Raw genomic sequence first — 11,473 nt, 5'->3', positions numbered from 1 at the left:
CGTACCGCATTCCCTGTTAATTTCCCTTCTAAAACAGGGAATACTTTCGAAACCGCTTTATCAGCCCCGGTTTCAGTAATCACCATATTTAAGGCCGCCGAGCGACCCCTGCGGTACTTTTTATGATAATTATCCAGCAGGTTCTGGTCGTTGGTATAACTGTGTACCGTTTCAATATGTCCCTTTTCAATCCCAAAAGCATCCTGAATAATCTTTAACACCGGTACTATCGCATTGGTAGTACAGGAAGCAGCAGAAAAAATAGTCTCCTCTTTATTAAAATCGTTTTGATTAACCCCAAATACAATATTTGGAACATCCCCCTTACCGGGAGCAGTTAAAAGTACCCGCTCAATCCCCTTGGATGCCAGATGTTTCCCAAGTCCTTCCCTGTCGCGTAATACCCCGGTGTTATCAATCAATAGCGCATTGCTGATGCCATAGCTTGTATAATCTACTTCGGATGGGTCTTTCGCAGCAATCATGAAAATAAGCTGACCATTGATCACTAAAGCCTTTTTTTCAAAATCTTCGGTGATAGTCCCTAAAAATGGACCATGTACCGAATCATTTCTCAAAAGATCGGCCCGTTTAATCAGATCCTCATCACTGTAAGAACGGGTAACTATAGCCCTGAGGCGTAATTGCTCCCCCTTTCCTGCCTGCATCACCAGCTCTCTTGCGGCAATCCGGCCAATGCGGCCAAAGCCATAGAGAACAACATCCCTCGACTGCATTTTAATTTTGTCCTTGCCGATGTGATGACTCAGATTTTTGATAACAAAATCTTCAATATTCGAAAACTTACCATCCGCATCAATCCATTCGGCCGCTAAACGACCAATATCAATACGGGAAGGCGCCAGATTAGACTTCGCAATCGCCTGAGCAATTGCAAGAGTCTCATAAATTGAAATATTCTTATTGACAATGGTCCTGGCGTACTGATGATGTGCGAGAATTTCACTGCTCCCAATATCAAAAAGTGGTTTCCGGAAGAGCAGGAGTTCTATTGAACGGTCAAACCAAAGCTTACCAACTACATTGATCAATTCTATTGCCTTTTTCTCTTTGTCGATCCAGCTATTGAACTCGTTCTCGTATACGTTTAGCATGTCTATAAAATAATTTGCTTCAAAAATAAAAAAGATCGGATCATTGACCCAATCTTTTCATTTACATCGTTGAGGGATTTTATCCCAGATATGATTTCAGTATTTTACTTCTGGAGGTATGACGCAGACGCTGCAAAGCTTTGTCCTTGATCTGTCTTACACGCTCGCGGGTAAGATTGAATTTCTCTCCAATCTCTTCCAGTGATAATGGATGATTCGTACTGAGTCCGAAGAAAAGTACAATGATCTCACGCTCACGTTCAGTTAAGGTCGATAATGAACGTTTGATCTCTTCAGATAAAGATTCATTGATCAGGTTACTATCTGTATTCGGATCGCTGTTCTCAAGTACATCCAGCAAAGTGTTTTCTTCTCCCTGAACAAAAGGGGCGTCCATAGAAACATGGCGACCTGAATTACTCAAAGTATCAGAGATCTTTTCAACGGTCGTTTCCAGATTATCTGCTAATTCTTCAGGTGATGGCTCACGCTCAAATTCCTGTTCCAATCTTGAAAATGCTTTACTGATCTTACTTAAAGATCCTACCTGGTTTAAAGGTAAACGAACAATTCTTGACTGTTCTGCGATAGCTTGTAATATGGATTGACGAATCCACCATACAGCATAAGAAATAAATTTAAAACCTTTGGTTTCATCAAAACGTTTGGCAGCTTTGATCAAACCAAGATTTCCTTCATTGATCAAATCTCCCAAAGTCAGACCCTGGTTTTGATATTGTTTGGCTACAGAAACTACGAAACGTAAATTGGTTTTTGTCAAACGTTCAAGAGCTGCCTGATCGCCCTCTCTGATCTTTTGTGCTAATATTACCTCTTCTTCTGCGGTTATTAAGTCTACTTTACCAATCTCGTGTAAATACTTGTCCAGGGACTGTGATTCACGGTTGGTAATGGATTGGGTTATCTTGAGTTGTCTCATTTATGAATAAATACTCCTGTATAAAAGTTTGCAAATTTAAACAAAATCTGCCAGCTAATTGTTAATTATAAGCAAAATTTAGCTGATTTTTAAGGAATTAACGAAAATAATTTGATGAATTTACTACTACAAAAATCATTCCATTTATCCTCTTTTGCTCTAATATAAACTCGAAAAAATACAGGAAAGTATGTCTCAGGTTAAATTTCTGTCTCTAAACCAAACATCATCGGGTTTTGAGTCAAATTTCTCCATTCGTTCGATTAAGGATTTTGGATCATGATCTGACAGTACCAATTCACGATTTAAGGGCTTGAGGAATTTTTTCTCCACCATGAGGTCAATTTGCAACAATAAGGGGTCATAAAACCCATCTACATTCAGCAAACCGATCGGATTTCCATGGATTCCAAGCTGTAACCAGGTCAAAACCTCGAAAAACTCTTCCATAGTTCCAAAGCCTCCGGGCATTGTAATTACCCCATCCGAAAGATCAGCCATCTTTTGCTTACGCTGATGCATATTTTCGGTAATGATCAATTCAGTAAGTCCGGTATGGCCCACTTCCTTATCCATCAGGAATTGCGGAATTACACCAATCGCTTTCCCACCGCGTTTTAGAACCGCATCAGCAATCAGACCCATTACACCTACCCTGCCACCACCAAAGACCAGGGCAATGTCCTTTTCAATCATTGCATCAGCAAGGTCATTCACCGCCTTCAATAAGACCGGATTGCCGTCAAAATTGGAACCACAAAAAACAGAGATAGCTTTCATTAGTATTGAGTATAGAGTAGTGAGTATTGAGTACAGGACAATTTGTACTCAATACTCTATTTTGATTTCAGATTAAAATTACCAGGTTATAATAATAAAAAATTGTCCAACTTGGCTAAGTTCCCTCCTGCGTCGGCCCGCCTGACCGGACGGGCAGGGATGACATCCTACTCTGTAAAACGCTCCACTGTCAACTGTCAATTGTCAACTGTCAGCTCTCTACCGGCTGTAATTCGGTGCCTCCTTCGTAATAGTAATATCATGCGGATGGCTTTCACGCATTCCTGCAGCGGTAATCTTCACGAAGCGGGCATTTTGCAGATCATCAATTGTTGCGGCACCGCAATAACCCATGCTGGCTCTGAGTCCGCCGATAAGCTGGTACATGACCTCAGAAAGGGAACCTTTAAATGCAACCCTTCCTACAATCCCCTCAGGAACCAGCTTTTTGATATCATCTTCCACATCCTGGAAATAGCGGTCTTTCGATCCTTTTTCCATCGCTTCAATTGATCCCATTCCACGGTATGACTTGAACTTTCTTCCCTCATAAATGATCGTTTCACCCGGTGATTCTTCAACCCCCGCGAATAATGAACCCGCCATAATCGAACTTGCTCCGGCTGCAATGGCTTTTGCAATATCTCCGGTTTGTTTGATACCCCCATCGGCAATCACCGGAATACCGCGGCCCTTTAAAGCTTTGGCACATTCATAAACGGCATATAATTGAGGAACACCAACACCCGCAATGATACGGGTTGTGCAAATTGAACCCGGACCAATACCCACCTTAACCGCATCAGCGCCTGCATCGGCAAGGGCTTTAGCAGCTTCACCGGTAGCAATATTCCCAACAACAACCTGAAGATCAGGATATTTAGCTTTTACTTCTTTCAACTTTTCTATAACCCCGCGCGAATGACCATGTGCGGTATCAATGGTGATAACATCAACACCGGCCTTCACCAAAGCATCCACACGTTCTATCGTATCGGGTGTAACCCCAACTGCAGCACCAACCCTTAAACGGCCATGCTCATCCTTGCAGGCATTGGGGAAATTTTTAAATTTCTGAATATCCTTAAAGGTGATGAGTCCGCTCAGGCGACCATCTTTATCTACTACCGGAAGTTTTTCTATTTTATAATCCTGAAGAATTTCTTCTGCCTGAGGAAGGGTTGTACCTTCGGGTGCTGTGATCAGATTTGAACTGGTCATCACCTCTCTGACAGGTTTCTTCATATCCTTTTGAAAACGAAGATCTCTGTTCGTAATAATCCCAACCAATTTCCTGTCGGCATTGATTACCGGAATCCCCCCGATCTTATAATCCTTCATGATCAAAAAGGCATCCGCAATCAAAGCCCCTTCATCCAGTGTAACCGGATCCTGAATAATGCCACTTTCTGATCTTTTAACCTTTCTCACTTCATCAGCCTGCTGGGCAATGGTCATGTTCTTATGAAGCATCCCAATACCGCCGGCCTGGGCAATCGCGATAGCCAGAACTGATTCGGTCACCGTGTCCATAGCCGCCGAAACGATCGGAACATTGAGCTTGATCTTACGTGTGAAATAAGAACTGGTGTCTACATCACGGGGTAAAACTTCAGAATAAGCAGGGATTAAAAGTACATCGTCGTAGGTAAGACCTTCTGAAACGAATTTTTCTGGATCGAGTTGCATGGCAAATAATTGAGGGGTTATTACTTGCAGGGCAAAGGTAAGAAATTAATTGAGAGTTGAGAATGGAGAATTGAAAATTAAGCGTTTTACAGAGCAGGATGTCATCCCGACGCAGGAGGGAACTTAGTGATAGTTAATAAAGAACTTCATATTTCCCTCTGGTTGGTATTATCCCATCTGTAGAGTTAAGCGCAGCGTCTCTACGGATTGTTAAATGAATAAGAGTCTTCAGACTCGTTTACAACTGATCAGTTAAAACACCGACCAAATAAATTCATTTTTTACCACCTGTCCGTAGTTTAAGCGAAGCGTCTCTACGGATTGTTAAATGAAATCCCGTAAACACGGGACAGACTCGTTTACCCAAATTAACTTATTTTTTCCCAACTATCACCCTCTGAAAACCATCAAAATTCAAGTACTTATTCGCAAGATTCAACACCTCCTCCGGACTTATATTCCTCACAGTTTGAATATAGTTTTGATAATAATCATACCCCAGCCCCGAGAAATAGATGTTTTTAAACTTATCAGCATGAGAAAGCGCGTTTTCAAGACTGCCCAGCATGGAGCCCAGCATATAATTCCTGACCAATGACAGTTCTTCTTCACTCACTGCTTCCTTCTTTAAAATAGCCATTTCCTTTTCAATTTCTATCATCGCAGCCGTGCAAACATCTGCCCCTACTTCTGAAGCAATAAAGAAATAACCGCTGTTTTTTAAGGAAACCAAAGCAGAACCAATGCCATAGGTAAAGCCTTTGTCTTCACGGATATTGGCCATTAACCTCGAACCGAAATAACCGCCCAATATTGTATTTACAACCTGCAAACCCGGGAAATCAGCATGGTTACGGTTAATCGAGATCTGCCCGATCCGAATTGCCGACTGTAAAGCATTTGCCTTCTCAACATAATGTTCCTTCCCTGAACCTGCCTGGAAATCAAATTTATTTTCCTTAACATCAAATGTATTATTCCAGTCTTTTCCAAACAGTTCATCCAGCAACTTAATACTTTCATCTTTCACTTTGCCTGAAACAATGACTGTACAATTTTTGGGCTGGTAGGCAGTCTTAAAATAGGACAATAACTGCTCCCGGTCTAATTGGTCATAATCATTAGAAGTAATATCATAGCCGTATAAAGTATCCCCAAAAAGAACATGATTAAAGGTTTTGCGACTCACAAAGTCATTCTTCTCCAGGTTTACACTCAATTTTTGCTTTTGATTGCGGATCAGTGTATCGAGCTCTACCTGCGGAAAAACTGAATCGGTAATAATCGCCTTAACAATAGGCAGGGTATTCGCCAAATGCTTGTTTAAGCTGTAAAGTGTAACGGATGAATGATCATTTGTATAATCTGTCTGCAGGAATGAGCCATAATAATCCACCCGGTCGGCAATTTCAGTCGAGCTTAATTCACTGGTACCATCATTCAGCATCGTATTACAGGCGAAAGCCTGCAAGGGCTTTTTTGAATCGTAAGCGATGTTTGCGAATATAAACTCGATACGAACCAGATCCTGTTCACCTCCATCAATACTAAAAACCTTTAATCCATTAGCCAGAACCAGGGGCTTTGCCCTGATCAGCTCTATATTTTCAACCTGTCCGAATGCCGGCGCTTGTGCTCTGTCGATCATGTTATTTTGCTAAATAGTATAGAGTGGATGAGTTTTCTTTACGGAAGATATGTGCAGCCTGAGCGCGGATCTCTTCAGCACTAACATCCAGATATTTTTGAGTCTCTGAATTGAGCTGATCCGCATCCCCAAGCAATTCGAAATAGGCCAGATTCATCGCTTTATCCAGCAGACTCATTTCTGAGAATACCATAGTCGATTCCATTTTGTTCTTCACCTTGGTCAATTCGGCTTCAGGGACAAGCTCGGTACTAATTTTTTCCAGTTCTTTCCAGATTGCAGCCTCAGCCACTTCCATGCTGATACCCGGCAATGGTTTCCCTTCCACAACAAACAATCCGGCATCCAGACTCCCGGTGAGGTATGCGTTGATATCACTGAATAATTTCTGGTCTTTCAGCAAATTGCGGAACAGGCGGGAAGAATTGCCCCTTGATAAAACATCTGAAATCAGATCGGCGGGATAATAGCCTGCCTCAGTCCGGGATGGCATATGAAACACCTTGTAAATTGCATTCAGAGGCACATTGGCATTAACAGTTTCTTTACGCTCTTCGGTCTGATCATCTTCCATAGGCAGCAAACGCGCAAGCTTCTCCCCTGCCGGGATATTTCCGAACCATTTTTCTGAAAGGCGTTTAACTTCTTCCAGTTTCACATCCCCTCCAACGACCATGATCGCATTCGAAGGATTGTAATGGCGGGCAAAAAAGGCCTTAACGTCCTCAATATTCGCATTTTCGATATGATCCAGGGATTTACCAATCGTAGCCCACTGATAAGGATGCTGTTTATAAGCCATCGGACGCAGTTTCAGCCAGACATCGCCATAAGGCTGATTGAGATAACGCTGTTTAAACTCTTCGCAAACCACATTGCGCTGCACTTCAAGGCTTTTTTCTGAAAAGGCAAGGCTCAGCATCCGGTCGCTTTCGAGCCAGAAAGCCGTTTCAAGATTTACAGAGGGCAAAGTGATGTAATAATTGGTAATATCATTACTGGTAAAGGCATTATTCTCACCCCCTACGCGCTGCAGTGGCTCATCATAGGATGGAATATTCACCGAGCCTCCAAACATCAGATGCTCGAATAGATGTGCAAAACCGGTTTGATCCGGATGCTCATCGCGGGCACCTACATCATACAATATATTAACAACCGCCATGGGCGTTGTAGGGTCTTCATGGACCAATACTTTAAGGCCATTGGCAAGCGTGAAACGTTCGAAAGAAACCATAAGGGAGCGAAAGCTTTAGGCGGGCTAATTTAGAAAAAATATGGAGAGAAATTAGGAAATGAGCAAATGAGAGAATTAGCAAATTGGAATTCTGCTTATTCAGGACAGGGGAATTCCATTCTATGCATCCGTCATCCCATAGAACGAAAACGGTTATACATTTTATGACTATTTTCCCGCATCCGTCATCTCGACGAGCGAAAATAATTTTTTGTTATGATAATTTTCCCGCGAGGAGAGATCTGTTGCAAAAAAAAAATGTGCTAATAAGCACTTGTCCTTCCTTAGCAACATTTTTTGTCTTGTTGAATTGGCGGACATTTTACACTTCCATAACTGCAATAAACACAACAGTCGCCTTGCTGGGGTCTTAAAACGCTCTTGCATTTTTCACATTCATAAAAATACTGGCAAGCATCCGTCGGCATTGTTTCTTCTTTTTTGTGTCCGCAGTTGGGGCAAGTGATTGTTGATTGTAATATGACTTCCATTTTAATTGTCCTCCATTTCTGTTACTGAATAGCCTATTCCGTTGATTGTTTTTTCAATTTCGGCAATGTTCGTTTTTGAGTTGTCAAATTCTACGATTACGTTTCCGTTCTCGTATGAAGCAGTTGATTTGATTATTCCCAAAAGTTTATTCACTTCGTGGTTTACGTGTTCTTCACAACTGGCACAGGTCATTCCGCTAATAGAAAACTGAACTGTCTTAACATTTGATTTGTCAATCACAATGACATGCTTTTCTGTCTTGGGATAGAAAATGTGAGCATAGTAAGGAATGGCAAGCATCACAATTGCAAAGGCTGTTACAATTCCTAAAAATTTTTTTGACTGAATGAATTTTGATTTTTCTTCTGTCTCACAGTTGCAGTCAATTTGCTTCTTAGGTATTAACTTTTGATACCAAGCAAAACCAAGCAACAAAATTGTCAAACCCAAAAAATATGATCGGAATGGTTCAAGCCAAGAAAAAGTTGAAGCAAGTCCGCTTGTTCCTGCTATTAAAGCCAAGACTGGTGTAATGCAACATAATGATGCGGCAATTGCTGTCAAAAGTCCTGCTCCGATTAGTTTGTTGTCTGTTTTCATTTTGTTTGTAATATTTCATTTTGATGACTGCATCTTAAATTTTTTCAAAGTGTCATCGAATTCGCAAACTATTTTTTAAAATTTCTTTCGGACGTTTCTTCAAGGCTCATTTCGTCAAGTATTATAAAAAACGGTTTCAGCATTTTTTCATACTCTTTTGTCAACGAGTAAAAAATGGTTTGAGCTTCTCGTTCAGTTTCAATAAGTTTTCGGTCTTTGAGTTTTCGCAAGTGTTGTGAAACGGCTGAAATTGTCATTCCAAGAATGTCGCTTATATCACAAACACAAAGTCGTTTTTCTTCATAAAGCAGAAAGAGGATTTTCAGTCTTACTTTATTTCCTGCTAATTCAATTCCGCTCGATAAATAGTCAAACGAGCCGTTGAGTTCTGAAACCCGGTCCTTACAGCGGTTTATTTGTTTAATGTCTGCTTGTTGTCTTATGCAATAATTGTTGTCCATATTGCAAATATAGTCAATTTGTGTATTTAAGCAATTACTTAAATAAATACTATCAAAAAGAACCCAATTTGCCTTTTGGGCTGTGTAGTCATAGCCTTGCCCCAAACAGATGTGCAAGTGAGAGAATTAGCGAATGAGCGAATTGGAATCCTGCTTTCCATCAAGCCTCATCCCGACGTGGGAATTGATTTTTAAGCCCGCGTCATCTCGACAAGCGACAATGATTTTTTATGTTATGATGATTTTCCCGCGAGGAGAGATCTGTTGTAATGGAATGGGGGAATGAATTTGTCGATGAACTGATTTGTCTATTTGTCAATGGAAATTTGACTCCACAGAAAAATTGTTCTCATGAAATGAGATTTTTCAAAACGTAGCACGTAAAACGTAAAACTTTATGATCTGATTTGTCTATTTGTCAATAGAAATTTAACTCCAGAGAAAAATTTTTCTCATGATGACAGATTCACCATTGTCAACTATCAACTGTCAACCCGATAGCTATCGGGTGTCAACTAATTAAGCGCAAGCCTGCTGCTCACCCAAAATATCATGGGCACTGAATTTTCCTTTGCGGATAATGCTGCAGAACTTATTAAACTCATTCTGAGCTTTTTGAAGGTCGGATGCACTGACTTCCAGATTATCCCATAATAGTTCATTCAGAAAGCCATCTTCATCGCTTGCCAATTGATTTTGCGCTTTAATCCACAGGTTGTAGGAATCAGCTGTTTTCTGCTTGAGATACAGATACTGCTCTTTGTAGGTCATTTTTCATTGGTTAGGTCCGTAAATATAATTATTCTTCTTTCTCAAAGAAAAAATATTTATCAGGGTTTAACATACTTATTAACAGATGGGTACAGGATTTAATCGCTTGTGGAAAAAATATGGCCACACTTCTCCCTTGTTTGTTTCCGGATAAAAACATTTTGAGATTCAGACTTAAGAAAAATGCATAAGAGTTAGAAACTGCATCTAAAAAATATCTAAAGTTTTTAAACTCATTCCATATTCGACGTCTTTTGGTCGTACTTTAGTCGTCTATTGGTCGTCTCTGTGACAATTGGAGACGACTAATAGACGACTAATAGACGACTAGGCTACAACCAGACTACGTCATAAATAAACACTAGTTAATAGTTACAAATACACTTTAGATAATTTCTGACCTGAAGCAAAAAGCTCCACCCTGTAAAGATCCAAATGAATGCAGGCAAGGAATCTTGTACCAATTGTCAAATTCCCTCCATTTGCTAATTTGCTCATTCTCTAATTTGCTAATTCTCTTATCTTTGTGCATGCAAACCTCCGATCTGCTTACCCGGGCTCTGAATTTTGAATTTCTTTCTGCCGAAGAAGGATTATTTCTGTTCAAGAATGCGGCAACATCCGAACTGATGTACACTGCCAATGAGCTGCGTAAGAAGCAGGTACCTCACGGAAAAGTAACCTGGATCATCGACCGCAATGTAAATACGACCAATGTCTGCATTGCGAACTGCAAGTTCTGCAATTTCTTCCGCCGGCCGGGACATGATGAAAGCTATATCACTGATATTGAGACCTATAAAATTAAGATCGAAGAAACCTTCCGTTATGGGGGCGAGCAATTGCTCTTACAGGGCGGGCATCATCCCGACCTCGGTCTGGCTTTCTATGTTGGTCTGTTCAAACAATTAAAGGAATTATATCCTACCCTGAAATTACACTCCCTCGGTCCGCCCGAAATAGCCCATATCGCAAAACTCGAAGGCATGAGCCATACCGAAGTATTAAAAGCTTTGATGGCTGCCGGTTTGGATTCCTTACCCGGTGCCGGAGCAGAGATCCTGAACGACCGCGTGCGCCGGCTGATCTCCAAAGGCAAATGCGGGGGACAGGAATGGCTGGACGTGATGCGTGCGGCACATCAATTAGGGCTGACTACCTCGGCAACGATGATGTTTGGGCATGTAGAAACCTTGGAAGAACGTTTTGAACACCTGGTCTGGCTGCGTGAAGTACAGGCCGAAAAGCCTGCTGATGCGAAAGGATTTATAGCCTTTATTCCATGGCCTTTCCAGGATGATGGTACGCTTTTGCGTAAGGTAAGGGGCATTACAAACCAGGTTACCGCAGATGAATACATCCGTACGATCGCTTTGAGCCGCATCATGCTGCCCAATGTTAAAAATATCCAGGCCAGCTGGTTAACCGTAGGCAAGCAGGTTGCCCAGATCTGTCTTCATGCCGGAGCGAATGATTTTGGATCGATTATGATCGAAGAAAATGTGGTTTCGGCTGCCGGTGCCCCGCATCGCTTTACCTCCCAGGGTATACAGGATTCGATTCGCGAAGCAGGTTTTGAGCCTCAACTCAGAACACAGCAATACCAGTTCAGGGATTTACCGGAAATGACTGAACAGCAGGTGATTGGGTATTGATACTCACTAATATCTACCGTTTACTCATTTTAAACATTTCTTTCCTCTAAATACCTGTAAATTAGAGTACAATATATTTATTGCT

At 41.3% G+C, this 11,473-nt stretch carries 11 protein-coding genes; 1 reads left to right on the top strand and 10 read right to left on the bottom strand.

Going from position 1 to position 11,473, the window contains the following annotated elements:
- The 10 genes from VGE44_RS04755 to VGE44_RS04710 all read right to left on the bottom strand — a co-directional run.
- The coding region (locus tag VGE44_RS04755) for a glyceraldehyde-3-phosphate dehydrogenase (protein ID WP_331076601.1) at positions 1-1,115 on the bottom strand (1,115 nt) is incomplete at its 3' end.
- Between the two features lie 79 nt (positions 1,116-1,194).
- Positions 1,195-2,055: a sigma-70 family RNA polymerase sigma factor gene (locus VGE44_RS04750; RefSeq protein WP_090697759.1), complete on the bottom strand. Its 861-nt coding sequence runs from the start codon at positions 2,053-2,055 to the stop codon at positions 1,195-1,197.
- Between the two features lie 195 nt (positions 2,056-2,250).
- Positions 2,251-2,835, bottom strand: a complete 585-nt coding sequence (locus VGE44_RS04745) for a TIGR00730 family Rossman fold protein (RefSeq protein WP_331076600.1) — start codon at positions 2,833-2,835, stop codon at positions 2,251-2,253.
- A gap of 219 nt (positions 2,836-3,054) precedes the next feature.
- Complete coding sequence (guaB, locus tag VGE44_RS04740) at positions 3,055-4,524, bottom strand: IMP dehydrogenase (RefSeq protein ID WP_324488231.1); 1,470 nt, start codon at positions 4,522-4,524, stop codon at positions 3,055-3,057.
- Positions 4,525-4,897: 373 nt separating this feature from the next.
- The gene (locus VGE44_RS04735) at positions 4,898-6,172 is read right to left on the bottom strand and encodes a pitrilysin family protein (protein ID WP_331076599.1); all 1,275 of its coding nucleotides are present in this window, start codon (positions 6,170-6,172) and stop codon (positions 4,898-4,900) included.
- 1 nt (position 6,173) lies between these two features.
- Positions 6,174-7,409: a pitrilysin family protein gene (locus VGE44_RS04730; RefSeq protein ID WP_331076598.1), complete on the bottom strand. Its 1,236-nt coding sequence runs from the start codon at positions 7,407-7,409 to the stop codon at positions 6,174-6,176.
- Positions 7,410-7,693: 284 nt separating this feature from the next.
- Entirely contained in the window at positions 7,694-7,900 is a 207-nt protein-coding gene (locus VGE44_RS04725) for a GDCCVxC domain-containing (seleno)protein (RefSeq protein WP_331076597.1), read from the bottom strand.
- A gap of 1 nt (position 7,901) precedes the next feature.
- The gene (merTP, locus tag VGE44_RS04720; protein ID WP_331076596.1) at positions 7,902-8,501 is read right to left on the bottom strand and encodes a mercuric transport protein MerTP; all 600 of its coding nucleotides are present in this window, start codon (positions 8,499-8,501) and stop codon (positions 7,902-7,904) included.
- A 68-nt stretch (positions 8,502-8,569) separates the two neighbouring features.
- Positions 8,570-8,962: a metalloregulator ArsR/SmtB family transcription factor gene (locus VGE44_RS04715; RefSeq protein WP_331076595.1), complete on the bottom strand. Its 393-nt coding sequence runs from the start codon at positions 8,960-8,962 to the stop codon at positions 8,570-8,572.
- Between the two features lie 519 nt (positions 8,963-9,481).
- Positions 9,482-9,733 carry a hypothetical protein gene (locus VGE44_RS04710; RefSeq protein ID WP_331076594.1) on the bottom strand — a complete coding sequence of 84 codons (252 nt, stop codon included), beginning with the start codon at positions 9,731-9,733 and terminating at the stop codon, positions 9,482-9,484.
- A gap of 530 nt (positions 9,734-10,263) precedes the next feature.
- On the opposite strand from VGE44_RS04710, the gene mqnC reads away from it, so the two are divergent.
- Positions 10,264-11,388, top strand: coding sequence for a cyclic dehypoxanthinyl futalosine synthase (gene mqnC, locus VGE44_RS04705; protein ID WP_331076593.1), 1,125 nt, complete (start codon positions 10,264-10,266; stop codon positions 11,386-11,388).
- Positions 11,389-11,473: the final 85 nt, after the last annotated feature.

The organism is Daejeonella sp., assembly GCF_036405355.1.
Lineage (GTDB): Bacteria > Bacteroidota > Bacteroidia > Sphingobacteriales > Sphingobacteriaceae > Daejeonella.
This window is presented reverse-complemented; position numbering and strand designations above follow the sequence as displayed.